The sequence below is a fragment of the Microbacterium salsuginis genome (assembly GCF_012524205.1).
Classification (GTDB): Bacteria; Actinomycetota; Actinomycetes; order Actinomycetales; family Microbacteriaceae; genus Microbacterium; species Microbacterium salsuginis.
The window spans coordinates 859,382-879,937 of the sequence record NZ_JABACI010000004.1 but is presented as its reverse complement, the minus strand read 5'-3'; the positions used below and the strand labels follow the sequence as shown (position 1 = coordinate 879,937).

16 protein-coding genes are annotated in these 20,556 nt (G+C 69.8%); 5 read left to right on the top strand and 11 right to left on the bottom strand.

From position 1 onward, the window contains the following. The 3 genes from HF576_RS15855 to HF576_RS15845 are packed head-to-tail and all read right to left on the bottom strand — an operon-like array spanning nt 1 to nt 3,919. Nucleotides 1-1,278: an ABC transporter substrate-binding protein gene (locus tag HF576_RS15855; RefSeq protein WP_168913736.1), complete on the bottom strand. Its 1,278-nt coding sequence runs from the start codon at nt 1,276-1,278 to the stop codon at nt 1-3. Between the two features lie 14 nt (nt 1,279-1,292). Further along, nucleotides 1,293-2,885, bottom strand: coding sequence for an FAD-dependent oxidoreductase (locus HF576_RS15850; RefSeq protein ID WP_168913735.1), 1,593 nt, complete (start codon nt 2,883-2,885; stop codon nt 1,293-1,295). Next, complete coding sequence (locus HF576_RS15845; RefSeq protein WP_168913734.1) at nt 2,882-3,919, bottom strand: LacI family DNA-binding transcriptional regulator; 1,038 nt, start codon at nt 3,917-3,919, stop codon at nt 2,882-2,884. Before HF576_RS15845 ends, HF576_RS15850 begins: the two co-directional genes overlap by 4 nt. Nucleotides 3,920-4,082: 163 nt before the next feature. Between HF576_RS15845 and HF576_RS15840 the strand changes: the two genes are divergently transcribed. Continuing rightward, nucleotides 4,083-6,713, top strand: a complete 2,631-nt coding sequence (locus HF576_RS15840; RefSeq protein ID WP_205835271.1) for a hypothetical protein — start codon at nt 4,083-4,085, stop codon at nt 6,711-6,713. 24 nt (nt 6,714-6,737) lie between these two features. On the opposite strand, the gene HF576_RS15835 is transcribed toward HF576_RS15840, so the two are convergent. The 7 genes from HF576_RS15835 to HF576_RS15805 all read right to left on the bottom strand — a co-directional run bounded on the left by HF576_RS15835 (nt 6,738) and on the right by HF576_RS15805 (nt 15,273). Then, on the bottom strand, nt 6,738-8,441 hold the full coding sequence (locus tag HF576_RS15835) for an alpha-amylase family glycosyl hydrolase (protein WP_168913733.1): 1,704 nt from the start codon (nt 8,439-8,441) through the stop codon (nt 6,738-6,740). Further along, nucleotides 8,438-9,727 (bottom strand): glycoside hydrolase family 36 protein, encoded by a 1,290-nt coding sequence (locus HF576_RS15830; RefSeq protein WP_168913732.1) that lies wholly within the window; start codon nt 9,725-9,727, stop codon nt 8,438-8,440. The genes HF576_RS15835 and HF576_RS15830 overlap by 4 nt, the downstream gene beginning before the upstream one ends. Further along, nucleotides 9,724-10,821, bottom strand: coding sequence for a Gfo/Idh/MocA family protein (locus HF576_RS15825; RefSeq protein ID WP_168913731.1), 1,098 nt, complete (start codon nt 10,819-10,821; stop codon nt 9,724-9,726). Before HF576_RS15825 ends, HF576_RS15830 begins: the two co-directional genes overlap by 4 nt. Beyond that, nucleotides 10,818-11,876 carry a zinc-binding dehydrogenase gene (locus tag HF576_RS15820; protein ID WP_168913730.1) on the bottom strand — a complete coding sequence of 353 codons (1,059 nt, stop codon included), beginning with the start codon at nt 11,874-11,876 and terminating at the stop codon, nt 10,818-10,820. Before HF576_RS15820 ends, HF576_RS15825 begins: the two co-directional genes overlap by 4 nt. 63 nt (nt 11,877-11,939) lie before the next feature. After that, on the bottom strand, nt 11,940-12,854 hold the full coding sequence (locus HF576_RS15815) for a carbohydrate ABC transporter permease (RefSeq protein ID WP_205835270.1): 915 nt from the start codon (nt 12,852-12,854) through the stop codon (nt 11,940-11,942). Beyond that, entirely contained in the window at nt 12,851-13,888 is a 1,038-nt protein-coding gene (locus HF576_RS15810) for a carbohydrate ABC transporter permease (RefSeq protein ID WP_168913729.1), read from the bottom strand. Before HF576_RS15810 ends, HF576_RS15815 begins: the two co-directional genes overlap by 4 nt. Beyond that, on the bottom strand, nt 13,885-15,273 hold the full coding sequence (locus HF576_RS15805) for an extracellular solute-binding protein (protein ID WP_168913728.1): 1,389 nt from the start codon (nt 15,271-15,273) through the stop codon (nt 13,885-13,887). Before HF576_RS15805 ends, HF576_RS15810 begins: the two co-directional genes overlap by 4 nt. Nucleotides 15,274-15,403: 130 nt before the next feature. Here HF576_RS15805 and HF576_RS15800 point away from each other — a divergent pair, with 130 nt between their 5' ends. The 4 genes from HF576_RS15800 (at nt 15,404) to HF576_RS15785 (ending at nt 19,651) form a co-directional block, all read left to right on the top strand. After that, on the top strand, nt 15,404-16,555 hold the full coding sequence (locus tag HF576_RS15800; RefSeq protein ID WP_168913727.1) for an ROK family transcriptional regulator: 1,152 nt from the start codon (nt 15,404-15,406) through the stop codon (nt 16,553-16,555). Between the two features lie 83 nt (nt 16,556-16,638). After that, nucleotides 16,639-17,736 carry a FecCD family ABC transporter permease gene (locus tag HF576_RS15795; protein WP_343234309.1) on the top strand — a complete coding sequence of 366 codons (1,098 nt, stop codon included), beginning with the start codon at nt 16,639-16,641 and terminating at the stop codon, nt 17,734-17,736. A 17-nt stretch (nt 17,737-17,753) separates the two neighbouring features. Next, a complete protein-coding gene (locus HF576_RS15790; RefSeq protein WP_168913726.1) occupies nt 17,754-18,746 on the top strand; it encodes an ABC transporter substrate-binding protein in 993 nt (330 codons plus the stop codon). Further along, nucleotides 18,743-19,651 (top strand): ABC transporter ATP-binding protein, encoded by a 909-nt coding sequence (locus HF576_RS15785; protein WP_168913725.1) that lies wholly within the window; start codon nt 18,743-18,745, stop codon nt 19,649-19,651. Before HF576_RS15790 ends, HF576_RS15785 begins: the two co-directional genes overlap by 4 nt. On the opposite strand, the gene HF576_RS15780 is transcribed toward HF576_RS15785, so the two are convergent. Next, a complete protein-coding gene (locus HF576_RS15780) occupies nt 19,621-20,538 on the bottom strand; it encodes an urea transporter (RefSeq protein WP_168913724.1) in 918 nt (305 codons plus the stop codon). The genes HF576_RS15785 and HF576_RS15780 overlap by 31 nt on opposite strands. Nucleotides 20,539-20,556 lie beyond the last annotated feature (18 nt).

The window sequence follows — 20,556 nt, the reverse complement described above, 5'->3', positions numbered from 1 at the left end:
TCAGTCCGCGAGCACGGGCTGGATGGCGTCGCACACGGTACCGAGGACGGCCGCGACGTCGGCATCCGGCACCCACATCGCGTCGAGCGCCGTCTTGGCCTTCTGAGCGATCTCGGCCGGGTTCGCGTGGTTCGGCAGCGTCACCGCTTCGGCGATCTGGTCCACGACGACGCTCTGCAGCTGCTCGGCCGTCAGCTTGGCGTTGTTCTCGGCGAGCTTCTCGCCGGTCAGCAGCGACTCACGCGGCGGCGGGAAGAACTGAGCGAGCAGAGCCGCGTTCTCAGGATTGGTGAGGTAGGCCAGGAAGTCGGTCGCCTCGTGCGTGTGTGCGCTCGAGGACAGGACGCCGACTCCGGCCTGACCCATCACCGAGTACTCGCCTTCCGGCCCGGCCGGAAGGGGGACCACGTCGTACGCGAACGAGCCGTCCAGAAGCGATGCGCGCGAGACCTGCGCGATCGTGAATGCGGAATCTCCCGCGAAGAAGTCGGCCGTGGTCCCCGGGCCGGGCATCGACTTGTCGACGAACACCGCGTCGTGGAGGAACTGGAAGGCGTCGGTCATCTCGGGGCTGTCGAACGTGCAGGTCTCGCCGTCGGGAGACCATGCGGACGCTCCCCAGCCGGTCCACACGGTGGCGAGGGTGTTCCACGACGAGAAGTCGAAGTCGCGGATGACGAAGCCGCCCTTACCCGTCGCGGCGTTCACCGCAGACCCGATCGCCGAGATGTCGTCCCACGTCGGATCCGCCGGCAGGGTCTGCCCGGCCTGCGCGAGCAGGTCGGTGTTGACGTACAGCGCGAACGGCGAGTTCGAGAACGGGTACGCGTACAGCTCGTCATCGACCGAGTACTCGGCGGTGACACTGCCCAGCAGGTCGTCGTAGTCCCAGCCTTCGGTCGCCTGGAGCGCATCCGTGAGCGGAACCAGCGCGCCGGCGGCGATGAGGTCTGCCGACAGGTCGCCCATCCACGCGAGGTCGGGAGAGTTGCCACCCGCGATCTGCGTGGTCAGGGTGGTGTTGTAGTCACCGAAGGGCAGGCTCTCGAACGTGATCGAGCCGATCTCGGGGTGATCCGCCGCGTACGATTCCGCGATCGAGTCGAACAGTGCCAGGTGATCCTCGTTCGAGGTCCAGACCGTCATGCGCAGATCGACGCTGCCGGGCGCAGCGGTCGTCTCCGCCGGAGCAGGCGGTGACGCGGCGCATCCCGCCGCGGCCAGACCGACCGACGCCGTCAGCGCGACGACGCCGAACAGCTTCCTTGCTGTGTTCATGGTTCTTCCTTCTGTTAGTAGCCGAGGATCTCGGGCCAGTGGAGCTCGACGCCGGCCGCGGTGAGGCCGGCCTGGAATCGGGCGGTGAGCACGGGGTCGTCCACGACGTCGCCCGGGCGGATCGCGAGTTCGAGGCAGAAGCTCGCAAGCTCGCCGGCGGACTCGCCGATGTTCCACTCCACGGGGTGGAGCCGGTAGGCCCCGTTCGTGATGTGGGTGGTGCCGATGTTCTTCGCTGCCGGCAGCAGGTTGACGGTGCGGACGGGAACAAGAGCGCCGAGGGGGATCTCGAAGGGCGCGCACTCCACGTCGATGTAGTTGTCGCCGCCGGTCGACGGATGCAGGTCGATGCGGTACATGCCGACGCCCACCGAATCGTCGAAGGTCGCCGGCCCCGCGTGCCCGCGTACTGCCACCGAGATGTCCTGCTCGCGCACAGTTCGACGCGCTCGGATGCGACGCGACTCCCGGATGTAGGGAGCCTGGGCGAAGCCGTCCTCCGTTCCCAGCACGTCACCGCGGAGTCGCAGGCCGGGCCAGCCGAAACCGCCATCCGGTCGGGGGGCATCCGTCTGCAGCCAGTAGAAGTACGCGCGCGCCTGCGCCTTGGCCGCCGCCAGATGACGCTCCCGCTCGGCGGTGTCGATGATCGACCCGCCCACGTAGTCCAGCTGCGGCCAGTTCGCCAGGACGATGTCGCTCGACGCGAAACCGTCGCGGAACGTCTGTCTCGCCGCGATCCGGCGGAACGTCCACAGATCGCTGTCGCCCGCATCGAACCGCGGGTCACCGTTGCGCTCGAACTCCGGATTCACGTCGAGCGTGCGCTCCTCGGGCTCGAGGGTCCGCGGATTGGGCGCGACGAACGACAGCATCGGAGCACCCCAGAACGGCAGCTCGAATCGCTTCCACTCGTCGTAGTCGGCGGGGCGTTCGATGGTGTGATCGCCGTCGACGTGGTCGAAGGCGAAGCACCACGCGATCGACTGCACGTTCTCCGCGTCCGCGACCTGCGGGGCGCTGGGCTCGCCGGTCTCGGATCTCGCCTCGGCACCGACGACATACTCGGTGCCGGTGAGCGGCAGCAGGTCGCCCGTCTCGGTGGCGTCGAGCACGAGCTCCGCTGAGATGACGACCTGCGACCCGTCGCGGGTGTCCTGGACGGTGACGGATCGTACGACGTCGGCGACCACGTCCGCCGACACAGGCACCACGTGCTGCAGCACGACGAGCCGGCCGCTCGAGCGGTACGGCGCCAGCAGCTGATCGATCACGGCGACCGCGACGCGGGGTTCGTGGCAGAGCCTGCTCACCCGCCCTCGACCCGGGTTCAGCTGCCGATCGGCACGCGCCTGCTCGGACAGCGGATAGTGGTCGCGGTAGTACTGGCGGATCCCGTCGCGGAGTGCGCGGTACCGAGCCGTCACGCCGAACTGCTCGACCCAGATGTGCTCGTCGGGCGGCACCGCCTGAGAGGTGAGCTGGCCGCCGAGCCACGGGTGCTCCTCGGTCAGCACCACACGATGACCGCGATCGAGGAGCGCCAGGGCGGCCGCGACGCCACCCACGCCGCCGCCGACGACGGCGACTTCGATTTCGAGGGTCACGCGTCGCTCCGGCCGACCAACGTCTCGCCCAGTTCGACCTCGGCGCTCAGCAGACGCTGCCGGTCCAGCAGCGGCCAGTCGTCGGCGGGGGTCGACACCAACTGCTGCAGAAGCTCGAGGGCTTCTGCAGCAACGCGCTCGCGAGGGACGTGGAAGCCTGTGAGCGCGCCGCCGGCGGCCCGATGCCCACGCACCTCCGCCAACGCTGCGATCGAGACCCCCGCGGGAACGCTCACCCCCGTCTTGGTCAGCGCGTGGATGACGTCCTCGGCGAGGAAGGCATCTTCCGCGAAGATCACCGTCGCGCCGCGCATCACCTCGGGGAGCGCGCCGAGGTCGGCGTCGGTCAGGTAGTCGAACTTCACAAGCCCGGTTTCATCAGCGGCCTGAACGGCGTTGCGTCGATCGGTGGCCGTGGGGCTCTGCCGGTCGTGGTGGACGTAGATGCCGCGCCGGTGTCCGAGGTCTGCGGCCCGCTGGATGAGCGTCGTGGTCGGAGTGACGTAGTCGAGCCCGACATACGGCACGAGAGCGTCGGTCTCGTCCCGGCGTCCGACGGCGACGAAGGGGAATTGCTCGTCGACCAGTCGCGCGAGGTCGTCGCCCTCCATCTGCTGACCGAGGAGGATGCAGCCGTCGGCCAGCCGCAGGCGGGTCTTCCGGTGGAACAGGCTGCGTGCGCCGTTCTCGACCGGAGAGCTGGTGAAGAACAGCAGGTCGCAACCGACGCGCTCGGCCGCCCGCTCGAGGCCGTTCAGCAGCGGGCCGTAGAAGTCCATGCTCTCGGGCGAGAGCGCAGCCTCGTACGTGAAGACCCCGATGATGTGGTTGTCGAGCCCGGCGAGGCGGCGCGCGGCCGGATCGGCGACGTAGGTCGACTTCTCGATGGCTTCCTTGACCCGAGCCCGCGTCGCCTCCGGGATCCGCACATTCGACCCGTCGCGGTCGTTGAGAACCATCGACACCGTCGTCTGGCTCACTCCTGCGATCTCAGCGATCTCTCGCTGAGTGACCTTGCGCGGCTTCGATGCCATGTGCACTCCCGGTTGCTGATAATGCCTATTGGCAGGAAGCTAATACGCATTCGCAAAAAACTCAACTTTGCTTGACAGGTGCATTGACGGCAATCCAGGATGGGGCCGCAGGATCTGCAGATACGCATTAGCAGATTCGTACCCTCACCCCTCAGGAGCGACGATGACGTCAGACCGCAGTCATGGACCCCGCCTCACCCGCCGAACCTTCCTGGGCGCCACCCTCGCCGCCGGCGTCCTCGCCGCCAGTGAGTTCGGCTCCGCGAAAGCCCACGCCGCCGTGGGCGATGTGACCCTCACCGCGACGGGCATCAGCGTCCTCGCGAGCGTCGGCGGCCGCATCGCCATCCGCGACGGTTCGGGAGTCGTCCGCTCTCAGGGATCGCGCTTCCAGGTCAAGGACACCGTCTCGGGCATCCACGTCTCCACGGGCGGCACTCCCACCCTCGTCACCACACCCGAGGGGGCGCCGGCGATCCGCATGGAGTACACCTTCGCCGCCGCTGCAGGACCGACGTCGGTCGTGGGCCTGATCACGGTGTCGGCCAACCACGCGCACCTCGAGTGGGACGTGCAGGGAGCACCGACGCTGCTGCCCGACGGCTTCCTCTTCAGCCGGGCGATCCTGGGAGCGACCGAGCCGGACGAGTTCGTCGCGGTCACCGAGTGGGTTCGAGACGATCGGGGCGGAATCCCCTATGAGGTGACCGCCGGCATCGCGCATGTCTCCACGTGGGGCGACCTGCATGGCATGTTCCTCCTGGACCGGTCGCGTCCGGCGTGGACGAATGCGACCTGGATCCACTCGCCCGGAGTGCCGCTGCCCACCGGCGGTCACCGCAGTGAGGCCGACTTCTTCTTCAGTTCGACCCGCCCAGCGGCGACGGCGACCATCGGACTGGGGCAGGAGCTCGGGATCGAGCTGCGGACCGACCGTGACTTCAACATCTGGCAGGCGGGCGAAACCATGTCGGTGACCGCTCTTGTGGCGAACGGGAGCGATCAGGACGGCGCCGTCGATGTGAGCTGGTGGGTTCGCGACTTCAACGGCGGGCAGCTGGCGGCGCAGACGGTCACCCTCAGCATCGCCGCCGCGAGCACCGCAGAGCACACGTTCACCGTCCCGGCACCGGGGCAGGGCATCGCGCTGGCCGAGGTCGCGGCGACGCGCGGAGGCGACGAGGCGTTCGCCCGCACCACCCTTGCAGTGCTGCCGCCCCGCTCGCTCGACCCGAGCGCGGAGAGCATGTTCGGCATCGCCAACTACCCCTGGCTGCTGCGTCCGTCGAGCACGGCACTGCTCGACCTGTGGCAGCGCGTGGGGATCAGCTGGGTGCGGATCGCCTATGACGGCGGGCCGGGCCTGCCTCCGTCGGAGTACGACGCGCGCGGCATCCTCCACAACATCGAGCTGCAGCCCTCGCTCGAGGTCACCGACGCCGTGGCGGCGCAGTGGGCGGCCACGAACCTCGGCACGGCCGTCGCGGCAGGCGCGCAGTACTTCGAGGTCGGGAACGAGCTGAACCGGCCGTTCAACACCGGCGTCGCGGCGCAGGCGTACATCGACAAGGCACTGCGGCCGGTGGTGGACCGCGCCGCCGCGACGGGAGCGACGGTGAAGATCATGAACAACGGTCTCGCCGGCATGGACAAGCCCTGGGTCGAGAACTTCATCGCCGGGGGCGGGTGGGAGATGATCGACGCCTTCGCCTACCACCCGGGTCGCGGCAACTTCACGCCGGACTATGTCCCCGGCGGGGAGGAGTGGGAAGCGGGAGCCACCGGCAAGTACTGGAACTTCTACGGCGGCCTGAAGCAGTTGAAGGCGATCATGGCCCAGCACGGCGAGAAGGAGATCTGGCTGACCGAGGCCTACGCCTGCACGCGTCCCAACGCGTGGTGGAACGACACGTACCGGCACGCGGCCGAGAACATCTTCCTGACACTCGCCCTCGCGAGGGCTGAGGGCATCCGCACTGTCTGCTGGTACCAGTTCCACGACAGCGTGCTCGGAAACCCGCAGGTGGCCAATCCCGAGAACGTCGAGTACCACTTCGGCCTGATGAACCGGGACTTGAGCGCCAAGCCCTCGCTCCTGGCCTTCGCCAATGCGGCCGCGGTGCTGGACTCGTCGACGTTCCTCGGCTGGCTAGACCTCGGCGACGAGCACTCGCGCGGTCTGCTCTTCGACACTCCCACCGGTCACGCCGCCGTGCTGTGGAATCGCTCCGACGGCTATCTCCTCAACGCTGACCACGACCCGGCGGACTGGCACTTCCCGGCGCCCGAAGTGTGGGTCGATCCGTGGCCGACGAAGACGCAGGTCTCGCTGCCCGCCACGGACAGCACGGTGACCCAGCTCGATTCGATCGGGCAGCGCACGGAGGTGCTCGCATCGTCCGGTTATGCGACGGTCACGCTCGACGGAGCCCCCCGCGTCTACTACGGTCTGGACCTCGTGGGCGCCGATCTCGGGACCGAGGTCGCCGATGGCATGCTCTCGGTGCAGCCGCGCCGCAACGGATCCGCGGCAGAGCTCGTGGTCGAGATCACCAATGACGGGTCACGGCAGGTCTCGGCCAGCCTGAGTACCCCTCACGGCAGCCGCCGCATCGCGTCGATCCCGCCCGGCTCCACTCACACCGAGGTGTTCGCTCCGGAGAGCGAGGTGCTGGCGCCGGGCGAGGTCACCGCCGAGGTCACGTTCCACGGCGGAGGCCGCCCTGCGAAGCAGGAGTTCTCGGTCGCCTTCGGCGCATTCTCGGCACGCTCCTGGCTGGCGTCCGGCGCGTGAGACCAGAGGCCGTCCGCGCGAGCGTCAGGGTCGTGCGGACGGTCTCAGCCATGCGAACCCGAACGGCTCCAGCTCGAGCCGCTCGACCTGGCGGCCAGAGATGACATCGGCGCCCGCCAGAGGCAGCTGCACCGTCTCGGCGCTCACGTTGACGGCGGCGACGATCTCGTCGGGCGTGCCCGCAGCACGTCGGACGACGAACGCCCGCGCATCGAGGTGCTCGACCGCCTGATCGGCGAACGGCGAGAACCCGGGCAGCGTGCGCCGCAGCTCGAACAGCCGGCGCAGCCCCTCGAGCATGCCCGAGCGCCGCGGCGAGGATTCGAGCTCCGCCGCCAGCCGGTCCGCGTCGAGCACCTCACGGTTGATGCGACGCGCGATGTCGCTCTCCTCCATGCCCGCGCGGTCCTGACCAGACCCCAGAAGCGAGTGGTAGTAGACCGCCGGCACACCGATCAGCGAGAGGAGGATGGCATGCGCGGCGAGACCGCGGACCACGGCCGAGGCATCCGGATCCGGGTCCCCCGGCGCCACGAGCGCATCGAGGAAGTTCGTGTTGAGCTCGTACACGCCCTCCGACCCGTCGGGGTGGCGCGCCATCGACACGCGGCCGCCGCGAGCGAGGGTGCGCTCCACGAGCAGCTTCCGATCGTCGTCGCCGAGCAGCCCCTGCGTCGGCCGGATGCCGATCCCGTCATGGCTCGCGAGGAAGTTGAACCACGTGGCCGTGTCGCTGACCGGACCGATCCGCGACGCCCACTCCGTCAGCGCCGTCGCCCGGCCCGTCACGAAGGCATGCAGGACCAGGGGAGGCAGTGCGAACTGGTAGACCATGTGCGCTTCGTCCGACCCGTCGCCGAAGTAGGTGATGTTGTCGGCATGCGGCACGTTCGTCTCGGTGAGCAGCAGCGTGCCAGGGGCGAGGGCGTCGACGAGGACTCGCCACAACCGGATGATCGCGTGGGTCTGCGGCAGGTGGATGCAGGTCGTGCCCGACTGCTTCCAGAGGAAGCCGATCGCGTCCAGACGCACCGTCGTGGCGCCGTGGGCGACGTATCCGAGCAGCACATCGGTGAGATCGAGCAGCACGGCCGGCGTGCTCGGATCGACGTCCACCTGATCCGGGCCGAAGGTGGTCCACGCGTGCGCGACGGTTCCGTCCGGCCGGACGTACTCGTGCGTCAGCGGCGTCGTTCGCGGTCGCACGACGTGGGACGTGTCGAACTCCGGCCCCGGCTCGAGGAAGTACCCCGCGTAGCGAGGATCACCCGCAAGCCAGTGGACGAACCACGGGCTCGCGCTCGACAGGTGGTTCGCGACGAAGTCGAGGGCGAGTGCGTGGTCGGCCCGCAGGTCGGCGATGTCGCCCCACGTCCCGAGTTCGGGATTCACCTCGCGATGGTCGACGACACCGAAACCGTCGTCCGAGGTCCACGGATAGATGGGAAGCAGATGGACATCGGTGACGGCGTCGCGCACATGCGTCCGCAGCACCTCCGCCAGCGTGTGAAGTGGGGCCTCGCCCTCGCGACGGAACGCGTCGCCGTAAGTGATCAGGTACGCCGTGGCCTCGTCCGGTCGCCCTTTGCCGACCGGACCGAGCTGCGGCGCCCACCGCTGCGCGAGTCGGAGAAGCGCGTCGAGAACCTCGTCCACCGCGCCCGGGTAGAGCTCGCGGACCAGAGGCTCGAGCCGATCGCGCAGGACGGCGAAATCGGGAACGGTCATGCGGAGGGCTCCTTCAGCAGTCGTTCCACGAGCCGCAGCCCGTGCGCGTCGAGTTCGGCGATCCGGTCCGAGAACCCCCGGATGCCGGGCGCCGCGAGCACCACGTCCGCCCATTCGTCGCGCAGCGTGAATGCCGGGCGGGCGACGAGGCAGTCCGGGTCGGTGGTCCACAGCCGGCCGTGCTGCCATGCCCTCGCTTCGAGCGACATCCGCCCGCGCAGGCCCTGCGACCCGTCTTCGCCGCCCTCGTGGAAGGTGTCGGGCGAGACCCGCATCGCGTCCACCAGACCCACACTGGGAAGGATGGGAGCACCGCAGCCGAGGAGGTAGGCCTCTTCGCCCATGATGTCGCGGATCAGCGCGAGGCCCGAGCGGTAGGCGGCGATCGGGGTGGCGTCCTCAGCGTGCCGCCCTCCGGGAACGGCCCCCGCGTACAGGAAGTCCAGCTTCAGGTAATCCACGCCGAGGCTGCGGACGGCCGTGAAGACCTCGGTCAGATAGTCCCGTACGCCCGGGTGGGTGAGGTCGAGTCCGACAAGGTCGTCGCCCCAGTTGTAGCCGGCGGGTCCGGTCAGCCAGTCAGGGTGCTGCTGGGCGAGATCTGATCGCGCGCCGACCGAGAACGGCGCCAGCCAGAGGCCCGCCCGCCTGCCGCTCTCGCGGATCGCGTCGACGGCCGCCGGCAGCGAGCCGAACCGGGGGTTCGGCCTCGTCCACTCCCCCGTTCCGAGGCTCCAGCCGTCGTCGATCTGCACGACGTCCACCGCGAGATCCCTCTCGTCGATGGCTCGCAGGTTCTCGAGCACGTCGTCGGCCGTCACTTCTTCGAAGTACCGGTACCACGTGCACCAGACACGCGGGACGGATGCCTCGGCACGGGCGCCGGCCGCCGCGCCGAAGCGCTCGCCGAACGCCGCCAGAGCGTCGTCGCCTGCAGTGGTGGCAGCATCCGTCGTCCATTGCTCGACGGGGTCATCCGCGTGCACCAGCACACGATCCCCCTGCCAGTGCGCGCGGATCGTCGGCACATGCGTCGACGCGTCCATGCTCGCGTACACGCGCGCCGGAGCGCCCTCTCCCGCATCCACCACCAGCAGGCCCTCGCCCTGCACCCCGGCGTCGGGAAGCGGCGTGCCGGGGCGGAAGCGCATCAGGTGCTGCCACGGCTCGTCCGGTCGATGCGCCGGCGCGTCCCGGTGATACCAGGCGGTGGGACTCCAGCTCTGCCAGCCCTCCGCGTAGACACGTGCGGACGGCGCGACGGGCACTTCGTCGATGATCGTCATGTCGTGGAGGCCTTTCCGTCGGAGGCGCGCGTGAGGACGAGGTCGATCGGATGCACGGGGACGCCGCCTGCGTCCGCGGATGCCACGGCGGCCAGGCCCAGTTCGACGGTGGCCAGCACGTGCTCGGCGGCGTTCTCGGGCTCACGATCTTCAGCCACGGCGGTGAGCAGCTCTCCCATCGCGCCGGCGAACCCGTCGGTGAACCATTGGCCCTCGAGGGGGAACCGGGTTCGCGCATCGCCCCGCTCGAGTTCGAGGAAGTCGCTGCCCAGCAGCACGCTGCCACGGAGCGTGCCCTCGGTGCCGTGGATCCAGAAGGGGCAGCCGCCGGACTGCGTGCGGGCATCGCCGACGATGCGGAGGGACGCGCTGGCACCCGTGGACGTCCCGATCTGAATGCCGGCGTGCCACGGGTTGCGTGCTGCGTCGGGCTGAGCCGGCACCCGTGAGTCCTGCGCCGTGACCGACACCACATGAGCGCCCTCGAGCCAGCAGCGGGTGATGTCGATCCAATGCACCAGGTAGTCGGCGATGAGCATGTGCGGCACATCGTCGAACGCGGTGCCCGCGAGCGGCGGCAGGGGCTTGTCGTGCAGGTGCGTGACACCGACGACCTCGCCCACCGCTCCGCTGCGCACCAGGAGCGTGGCCAGTCGCCACGCGGGCGCCCATCTCGCGTTCTGGTTGACCGCCACCCGCAGTCCTCGCTCACGGGCCGACGCGAGGACCGCGCGCAGCCGCGGGAGTTCGGCCGCGTCGACGCTCAGCGGCTTCTGCGCGAGAACGTGCTTGCCGCTGCGCACGGCGGCTTCGATGAGATCGAGCCGTCCGGCGGGTCCCGTTGCGATGTCGACCACGTCGATGTCGGGATCCGCCAGGAGGTCGTCGACGGTCTCGTGCACCGTCGCGATGCCGAAGTCCGCCGCCAGTGCCCGGGCATGTCCGGCGGTGCGGGAGGCGATCCCGACGACGGGGATCCGCCACGCCGCGTATGCCGGCAGGTGCGCGGATCGGGCGATGGCGCCGGCGCCCACGAGCCCGACGCGTGCGGGCTGCGCAGGGATCCGCGGCCGGTAGTCGGGCAGATCCGTCATCGGGCGCGCTCCGGTGCGGCATCGAACCGCAGGACAGCCTGGAGGATCTGGGGATCGCCCGCGTCGAGCCGCTCGAAGACGCCGGCCACGTCCGGGGCGGCCACCACGTCGCTCACGAGCGCGCCGGCGTCGACGGCGCCCGAGAGGATCAGCTCCATCACCGTGCGCACCAGGCGGGGCTGGTCCCAGCGCCCTCCCATCCCGACCGGAACTCCCGAGATCTGACTCGCCACGATGCGCACGCGGTTGTGGTGGAACTCCTCACCCAGGCGCAGCTCGGCCGCCCCGCCCTGATAGAAGCCGGATGCCGCGACCAGGCCCTCGACCACCACGCAGCGCACCGCCTCATGGAGCGCGCGATCCGAGCCTGAGAGCTCGATGGCGCTGTCGGCTCCGCCCCCGGTCAGCTCTCGGATGTGGGCGCCGGCCCCACCGGGGCGGAGCGCGTCGATCGACGCCACCGCACCGAAGCTCTCGGCCATCGCCAGACGTCCTGCCACGGTGTCGACCGCGTACACCCGCCCGCCCGAGAGTGTGGCCAGCCGGGTCGCGAGCAGACCGATGACGCCCTGCCCGAAGATGGCGACGCGCTCGCCCAGCCGCACATCCGCCGCGAGCACGCCGTTCAGGGCGATCGACCCGACCCGCGCGAAGGTCCCGAGCAGCGGATCGGCCTGGTCCGGCATCCGTCGCCATTCCAGAGCGGATGCCGGCAGCACCGCGTCGCTGCGATGGCCCCAGATGCCGTGCACGACGTCGCCGGGGCGCAGGGACGTCACATCGTCGGCGACCTCGACCACCTGGCCCACCTCGGAGTAGCCCCAGCCCTGGACGGGGTAGCCGAAGCTCGGCTCACCCGGGACGAACAGGCGGTGCTGCGCGTCCCACGTCGACGTGAGGTAGGGATTCGTCCCCCGGTAAGCGGTGAGCTCGGTGCCCGCCGAGATCCCCGAGTACCAGGTCGCGACACGCACCGAGCCGGGAACGAGCGGTGCGGGATCGGTCTCGACGAGTTCGACCCGCCGGGGTTCGGTGAATTGGACGATGTGCGGCACGAGCCTGCGCTCCTTCGGGGCGATGACGACGGATGGAATGGGTGGACGAACGGATGCCGCGCGTCAGCCCTTCTCGGCGCCCGCGGTCAGACCGCCGACGAGAAGACGCTCCGACGCGAAGAACAGGATGATGATCGGGAGGGTCAGGATGACCGATCCGGCCATGAGCACGGTCGTGGGCACCTCGATGCTTCCCGACAGCTGCGAGAGACCGAGCGACACGGTCCAGGAGTCGCGCTTCTCGACGAGGAAGAGCAGCGCGAACAGGAACTCGTTCCAGGCGATCATGAAGATGAAGAGCCCGTTGGAGACGAGAGCCGGCATGGCCAGCGGAAGACTGATCTTCCACATGGTCTGCAGCCGCCCGCATCCGTCGATCGCCGCTGCCTCTTCGAGCGAGACCGGCACCGTCGCGAAGTAGTTGCGCAGCGTGTAGATCGACACCGCCGCGACCTGCGACACGTAGACGACGACGAGCGCGACGAGCGATCCCCGGAGCCCCAACTGCGTGAAGAAGACGAACAGCGGGACGGCCAGCAGGATCGCGGGGAAGAAGTACACCGCGAGGAACAGCGCCGAGACCTGCCGCCGACCGAAGAACCGCAGCCGGCTGACGGCGTAGGCGCCGGGGATCGCCACGAGCAGCGTCAGCACGACCGTGCTGAGTGCCACCAGCAGCGAGTTGCGCATGAAGACGACGAAGCCCTGGCCGCCGTCCGAGACGGGTGCCAGCACCTCGAGGTAGGTCGCCAGGTCGAGCTCCTCGATCGAGATCCACAGCGCCCCGGGGTTCTGCAGCAGCGAGTCGAGCGACCGGAAGCTCAGCAGCACCATGTAATAGAAAGGGAAGACCGCCACGATCAGCAGCAGCACGATCACGATCGGCTTGAGGACTGCGAACAGGCCGTTCTCGAAACGGTCGCGTCCCACGCCCCGCCGGGCCGTCGTCCCCGTCTTACCGGCAGTCGCGACGCTCATGCCTGCTCCTCCTGTCGTCCGAAGAGTTTGAGGTAGATGCCGACGAGGACGGCCAGGATCGCGGCCAACACGAGCGCCTGCGCCGCTGCGGCACCGATGTCGCCCCGCGCGGTCATGTAGTCGAAGACGCGCACCGACACCACCTCGGTGCCCGCACCGCCGCCGGTCAGCAGGTAGATGTCGTCGAAGTTGTTGAACGTCCAGATGAAGCGCAGCACGCTCAGCACCGCGATGGTGGGCAGCAGCTGCGGCCACAGGATGTGCCAGAAGCGCTGCGTCGGCGTGGCCCCGTCGATCCGGGCGGCCTCGTCGAGAACGTCCGGCACCGCCTGGAGCCGGGCCGTGAGGAAGAGGAAGGCGAAGGGGAACGACCGCCACGCCTCGAAGCAGATCACCGTCACGAGCGCGATCGGCACCTCGATCTGCCAGCCGAAGACCGAGACCGGCAGCCACCTCTGCGACAGGAAGGCGACGGGCTCCTCCCAGCCGAGCAGGGTGGTGCCGAACCAGTTGACGAACCCGTATTGCGGATTGAGCAACGTCGACCAGACGAACGTGGCGGCGACGACCGGAGCGACATACGGCAGCAGGAGTGACGCGCGGATCAGCCCGCGGCCGCGGAACGGCTTGCGCAGAGCAAGCGCGGCGATCAGCCCGATGCCGATCGCCAGGGCGGTGCCGCACACCGAATAGACGATCGTCGTCCACAGCGCGCCGAAGAACCCGGGCGAGGTGAGGACCTCGATGAAGTTCTCGAGCGTGTACTCGCCGATGATGCCGGTGTCGCGGATGTTGAGGAGCCGCACCTGCTGGAAGGCCAGGGCGATGGCCCACACGATCGGGATGATGACCGCGACCGTGATGATGACCAGCGTCGGACTGATGAGCAGCAGTCCCGCGCGATTCTCCTCGCGGCTGCGACGCGACCGGCCGCGCCGGGCGGGGAGCAGGTGCTCCCCCGCCCGCGCGTCCTCGACGTCGCCCGGAACCGGAGGCGGGCCGGCCAGGCCCGAACCCCCGGCGAGCTGAGTCATTGGATCGACTCCTGCACCGATCGCGCCGCCTCGGCTGCGGCGGCAGCTGCCTGTTCGGCGTCGGCACCCTGTGACACCTCGCTCACCGCCGTGGCGACGGGCTGCTCGCCCTGGAGTGCGCCGAGCAGGTCGCCCTGCCCCTGCGGGATCGCCCAGCGCGCGATGTCCTCGGGCCCGGCCGCCACGGCCTCGAGCACCTCGGCGGAATAGAAGTCCGACAGCGGTGCCTTCGTGTCGACGCCCGCAGGCAGCGTGGCCCATGCGTCGGAGAACACCGTCGGCTCGTCCGCGGTGCCGAACCGCACCGGCACCTTGCCTTCGGGAGCGATCGCGATCCAGTCCTCGTATCCGTCGCCCATCATGAACTCGATGAACGCCTGCGAGTCCTCGACGTTGGCGCCGTCGGTGATGGTCCACGAGGTGATCTCACCGAACTGCGCGGGGCTGTCGCCGTCCGGCCCCGAGATCGACGTCACGACACCGGTGTTCGCGGCCAGGAAGGCCGGGTCGGCGGCGCACTCGGGGCAGTTCGGCTTGGCGTCCTCGCGAAGGCCGGCCATCTCGTCCAGGACGAAGCTCGACCAGATGAACATCGCCGCGTCGCCGGCGAAGTACGTCGCGCGCGTGGTGTCGACATCCTGCGCACCGGGAACCGAGTAGTTGCTCGTGAGGTCGCCGTAGAAGCCGAACGCCTCGACGCACGGCGCGGAGTCGAGCTCGATCTCGCCGTCTTCGTTGACCAGCTCGCAGCCGTTGCCGAGTGCGACCTGCTCGAAGGTCTGCTCGGTGAACGCATCGCCCGGTGCCGTCGCCCCGACGAAGCCGGCCAGCTCGGGGGAATTGAGAGCCTGAGCCGCTTCGAGGATCTTGTCGTAGCTGTCCGGGGCGTCCAGCCCGGCGGCCTCGAACAGGTCCGTGCGGTAGAACAGCATCTGCAGCCACGACTCGCTGGGCACCGCCAACTGCGCGTCGCCGTCCGCGGTGAGCTCGAGTGCCCGCTCCGAGAAGGTGGATGCATCAAGCGCATCGACCACGGCCCCCACGGCATCCGTGTCGACCAGCTCATTCGCCGAGAGCGTGCGCACCTGGGGCAGTGAGATGCCGCCGATCACATCGGGCAGGTCTCCTGCTGCCGCGGCGGACGTGATGAGCTGGGCGAACTGGTCCTCTGCCACAGAGACGACTTCGACGTCGACGCCGGACTCGTCTTCGAATGCCGCGACGATGTCCTCCGTCGCCGCCACCCGGTCGGGCAGGTCCTCCTGCAGCCAGAAGGTGATGCCTTCGGCGTCATCCCCGCCGTCACCGCCGGCCGTGCAGCCCGTCAGCACGAGCGCGGCCGCGCAGACCGCCGTGATGGTCACTGCTGTGGAACGGATCTTCACCGTACGCCTCCTTGCGCTTGATCTTGCGATTGCGGACGCGGTTCCGCGACCGGATATGTACAGAAATTAGATGCATTATGTCTAACTGTCAAGCATAATTAGACTCGAACGGCGAGACAGGAGTCACCCGATGCCAGGATCCGGCGATGTTCTGGAACTGATCCGCGAGCACGGCGCGCTCACCCGCGGCGAGGTGCTCGAGCTCACCGGACTGTCGCGGATGACGGTAGCCGGCCGCATCGACGCGCTGTTGGACGCGGGGCTCATCGTCGAGACGGGCGCCGACCGGGTGACAGGTGGACGGCCGTCTCGTCGCCTGGAGTTCAATCCCTCGCACGCGGCTGTGATCACGGCATCCGTCGACACCACCCACACCACCGTGTCGCTCACCGATCTCGCCGGCCGCGTCCTCACCGAGCAGCGCATCGACGTGGCCGTGGCCGACGGGCCGGACCACACGCTCGACGCGATCGCCGCCGCGGCACGTGAGCTGCGGGACGACACTCCACGCATCGACCGCATCGCGGCGGTCGGCATCAGCGTGCCCGGACCCATCGACCCCGAGACCGAACGCCCCAGCCAGCCGCCGATCATGCCGGGCTGGGATGCCTATCCGATCTCGGATCACCTCGGCGACGCGCTGGGGGTGCCGGTGCTCGTCGCCAACGACGCCGACGCCGCCGCGCTCGGCGAGCAGCGCAGGGCGCACCCCGACTCCCGGTCGCTGTGCTTCATCAAGGTCTCGTCCGGCATCGGGACGGGGATCGTGCTCAACGGGCAGGTCTACAGCGGAACCGACGGCGGCGCGGGCGACATCGGCCACGTGAAGATCGCGGGGTACGACCACCTCGTGTGCCAGTGCGGAGCGCACGGATGCCTCGCCGCGGCAGCGTCCGGCCGAGCCGTCGCCCGAGCCCTCACCGACCTCGGAAAGCCCGCGAGCTCGGCATCGGATGTCGGGCGGTACCTCGCCGGAGGCGACCCCGATGCCGCCCGCCTGACACAGGCGGCTGGGCGAGTGATCGGCGAGGTCGTCGCGACGGTCGTCTCGCTGCTGAACCCCGCCGATGTCGTGCTCGGCGGGATGCTCGCCTCGGCGCCGCTGCTGGCGGGCGTGCGCGAATCGCTGTACCCCCGCTCACTGCCGCGCGCGACCCGGCATCTGACCGTCAGCGTGTCGACGCTCGGCCCGCGGGCGGCGACGGTCGGCCTGGCGGCTCTCGTCGTCGATCGCGAGTACTCGGCCGCCGCCGTGAACGCCGCCCTGACCCGAGCCGCGTGAGCAGGAAAGGCGCCTGACTCCCCCCGAGTCGTCGGGATGCGATACCGTCGCACCTACCGCGGACCGAGCCGGGGGGAGCAGCCGTGAGGACGATCGTCGAGGTCGCGCCGCGCGAGCACATGACCCTCGCGAGAGCCGCACGCGGTACGCGCACCCGGACGACGCTGTGGACCGCCGGCCTCGCGATCGCCCTCATCGCCTCGGCCGTTCTCGCGATCGGGATCGGCCCGGTGCCGATCGCCCCGGGGGCGATCGTGCCCATCGTCAGCCACCACGTGTTCGGCTTCCCCGCCGAGCAGGCATGGACGTCCGCCGAGGAGGCGATCGTCTGGAATGTCCGCGTGCCGCGCGTGCTGCTGGGCATCGCCGTCGGTGCGGGCCTGGCACTGTGCGGCGCCGCGCTGCAGGCGATGGTGCGCAACATGCTCGCCGACCCGTACGTCCTCGGCATCTCGGGCGGTGCGTCGACGGGCGCCGCGGGGGCGATCCTCTTCGGCTTCGGTGCCGTGCTCGGCGAGTACGCACTGCCGGCGAGCGCGTTCCTCGGAGCGCTCGCCGCCTCACTCCTGGTGTACTTCATCGCGCGCACCGGCGGCGGCGTGACCTCGATCCGCCTCATGCTCGCGGGCGTCGCGGTGGGCTACGCCTTGTCAGCCGCGACGAGCTTCCTCATCTTCGCGTCGGACTCGGCCGAGGGCTCGCGATCGGTGATGTTCTGGCTCCTGGGCTCTCTCGCCCTGGCCCGATGGGATGCCGTCCTGGTCGTGGTGCTGGTCGTCGTGGCCGTGACCCTCGGGGCGCTCCTCGTGACGGGACGCCGGCTGGACGCGATCGCGGCGGGCGACGAGACGGCCCTCACGCTGGGCGTGGCGCCCGACCGCACCCGGGTGGTCCTGCTCGTGATGGTCTCGCTGTGCACCGGCGCCGTGGTCGCGGCGGCGGGAGCGATCGGGTTCGTCGGCCTCGTCGTCCCGCACCTCGCGCGACGGCTCGTCGGCTCGGTGCACTCCCGGATGCTGCCGGTCACGGCGCTCCTCGGATCGCTGTTCCTGGTGTGGGCGGATGCCCTCGCCCGCACTGTCATGCAGCCGCGCGAGCTGCCCATCGGCATCCTCACCGCCATCGTCGGCGCTCCCTTCCTGCTCGTCCTCGTCCGCCGCATGTACGCGCGACGACGCTGAACCGTCCGAGGAGAATCGTGCAACGCCCCCGTCGCCTGCTCGCCGCCGCCCTCACGCTGATCGTCGTCACCCTCGCCGGGTGCGCGCAGACATCGTCGCCACGGGCAGACGACGCCGCGCCGGGCGGCGGTACCCGCTACCCCCTCACCGTGACCAACTGCGGCGAGGACGTGGTCTTCGACGCTGCTCCCGAGCGCGTGATCCTGCTCGAGAGCGCACCGGTCACGATCCTCGACGGGCTCGGCGTGCTCGACCGCGTGGTCGCCCGCGCGGGGTCGTTCCCGAGCGGCTATTACGACGAGGACCTCACCGCCCGCATCGACGCGATCGACTCCCTCTCGGACGACATCGACACCTCGGGACACCTCACGATGTCCAGCGAAGTGGTCCTCGCCCACGAACCCGACCTCGCACTGGGCCTGCCCGAGGGCGTGACGCGCGAGGCCCTCCGCGACAGCGGGGTGAATGCGCTCATCCATCCGGTGTACTGCCCGTCAGGCGTCGGCGACGCGTCGTTCGACACGCTGTACGACCAGGTGCGGATGTACGGCCGGATCTTCGACCGGTCGGACGAGGCCGAGTCTGTGGTGCGTGAGCTGCAGGCTCGCGTCGCCGCGGTGGAGGCCGAGACGGCGGATGCCGCGCCCCGCTCGGCGGCGGTGCTCTATCCCTCGGTGGGCGGCGGTCCGCTCTACGCCTACGGGCGGGGATCGATGGCCCAGCCGCAGCTGACCGCGGCGGGGTTCGAGAACGTGTTCTCCGACACGGCGGAGCGCGTGTTCGAGGTGAGCGTCGAGGAGCTCATCGCGCGGGACCCCGACGTGCTCGTCCTCCTCCACCAGGGCGACGAGGACGGCGTGGCCGCCGCGATCGCGAGCCTGCCGGGGAGCGAGGCGCTGCGGGCACTCCGCGACGGCGACGTGCTGCCGCAGCTGTTCAACTTCACCGAGCCGCCCACACCGCTGTCGGTCACCGGGCTCGAGCTCATCGTGGAACGGTTCGGCTCATGATCTCGGCCGAGGGCGTGAGCCACGCCTACGATGGCACCGCCGTCCTACGCGACGTCGCACTGGCGGCCGCGGAGGGCGAGGTCGTCGGCCTGATCGGGCCGAACGGGAGCGGCAAGACCACGCTGTTGCGCACTCTCTACCGCGCGCTCACCCCCGACCGGGGCGACATCACCGTGGACGGTGCAAGGGTCGGCGCCTACTCGCCGCGCGCTCTGGCCCGCACGGTCGCGGTGGTGACCCAGGAAGCCCACGGCGAGCTGCCCCTCACCGTGGCGGACACCGTGCTGCTCGGGCGATCGCCGCATCAGGGTGCGCTGCAGCGCCAATCCGCGGCCGACGTCGACATCGCCGCCGACGCCCTGCGACGCGTGGGGGCCGAGCACCTGGCCGACCGCGACCTCGGTGACCTGTCCGGCGGCGAGCGGCAGCGGGTGCTCATCGCGCGGGCGCTGGCCCAGCAGGCGACGCACCTGTTGATGGACGAGCCCACGAATCACCTCGACATCCACTTTCAGCACGAGATCCTCGGGCTCGTGCGCGAACTGGCCGTGACGACGATCGTCGTGCTGCACGACCTCAACCTCGCCGCGCGGTACTGCGATCGTCTGGTGCTGCTCGACCGCGGGCGGGTCGTCGCCGCAGGTGACGCCGAAGCGGTGCTCGACGCGGCGGTGCTCGAGCCGGTCTACGGCATCCGCGTCGACGCCGTGCGCGCCGGCGACGGACGGCTGCAGCTGCTGTTCCGAGCCCCCTCCCACGGCGTGCCGCTCGCCCACGATCACACCGAGACCGACGATCACACTGAGACCCACGACCACACCGAGTCCCACGAGCACACCGAGGCCCACGAGCACACCGGCATCCCGGCGCCCGATCAGTCGGGTCGGGTCAATCCCCGGATGTAGGACGCGACGACGAGGGCGACCCACGTCGTGAGGATGTACGGCCACGTGTACGTCACGAGTCCCGCGCGGTGCATGAACAGCGTCACCAGCGCGGTCACCGCGACCCACGGCAGCGCATAGAGCCAGGACGCGGTCGAGCTCTTCAGGAACGTCACCGACAGCGCGATCGCCGTGAGCACTCCGGAGTAGTTCGCCAGGCCGTTGGCGATCTCGCTCCACGGCTCGCCCAGCGCCACGGCGACGAACGAGCCGACCACGCTGCCCATCAGGGCCGCGAGTCCCACGCGCCAGCCGGCGACGAACAGCGCCACGAGGATCAGCGCCCCGCAGAGCGGATCGTCGATGAGCACCACCTGCGACACGTTCGTGAGGATCGACAGCAGGAACGCCGGCACCGGATCATCAGGAAGATCGGATGCCGCAGCCGGCGCCGCGAGTGCGGTCGTGGTCAGCGAGATCACCGTCGCGACGATCACGAACGGAGCCGTCGTGTAGGGCAGGCGGTATCGCTTGAGGGGTGTGCGGGTGAACAGCACGTCGACGAGCCGCGTCACCGGCCCGGTGGCGAGGCCGCCGGCGAAGGCGAGCACGTACGACCACCACGCGTCGCCGCCGAGTGCGGCGAACACCGCGGCTCCGACGAGCGTGCCGCAGAAGGACTGCATGCCGGTGGAGATGTCGCCACGACGGTAGCCGACCGCGCGGCCGCCGAGCATGCCGCCGATCGCACCGAGCAGGGCCAGCAGTCCCATCCGCCAATCGGCGACGAAGAAGGCCGCGAGCACGAGCAGTCCGCTCACGAGGTTCTGCTGGAAGTAGATCTGCGACGACCCGCGTACCAGGCCGAACGCCCAGGTACGTCCGGTCCCGAGTGCGACGGTGCTCATCCCACGGTCCCCTTCCGG